1 protein-coding gene is annotated in these 432 nt (G+C 65.5%); it reads right to left on the reverse strand.

The window, feature by feature from the left end:
- Positions 1-414, reverse strand: a 414-nt coding sequence (locus MWU77_RS24460; RefSeq protein ID WP_308198876.1) for an RNA-guided endonuclease TnpB family protein, incomplete at its 3' end; no start/stop codon positions are given.
- Positions 415-432: the final 18 nt, after the last annotated feature.

Here is a 432-nt window from a genome sequence, read left to right on the forward strand (position 1 = left end):
CTCGCCGAGGCGGGCGAGGTTGATCGCGGCATTATGATCACGATCGATCGTCAGGCCGCAGTGGTCACACACATACGTTCGGTCCGCGAGGGTCAGGTTTGATTTTCGCCTGCCACACCCCGAACACAATTTACTGGAGGGAAAGTACCGGCCGGCTTCCACCAACGTGGAGCCGTACCAGCGGGTTTTGTAGTCGAGCATCCGGCGGATCTGCGCCAACGCCGCGTCCGCGAGGGCCAGGTTCAGGCCCTTCTTCCGGCTACCACCTGCCGAACGCATCCCCGACGCATTCAACGTCTCCACCACGATCACCCGATGCCGCTGGGCCAGGGCGGTGGTGTGCTTGTGCACCACGTCGCGTCGCACCGCCGCCGCATGCGCATGGGTGCGCCCGATCCGGCGTTGCTGCCGCACCCACCGCTTCGACGGCCG

Source organism: Rhodococcus sp. F64268 (genome assembly GCF_023015605.1).
In the GTDB taxonomy this organism is placed as follows: domain Bacteria; phylum Actinomycetota; class Actinomycetes; order Mycobacteriales; family Mycobacteriaceae; genus Rhodococcus.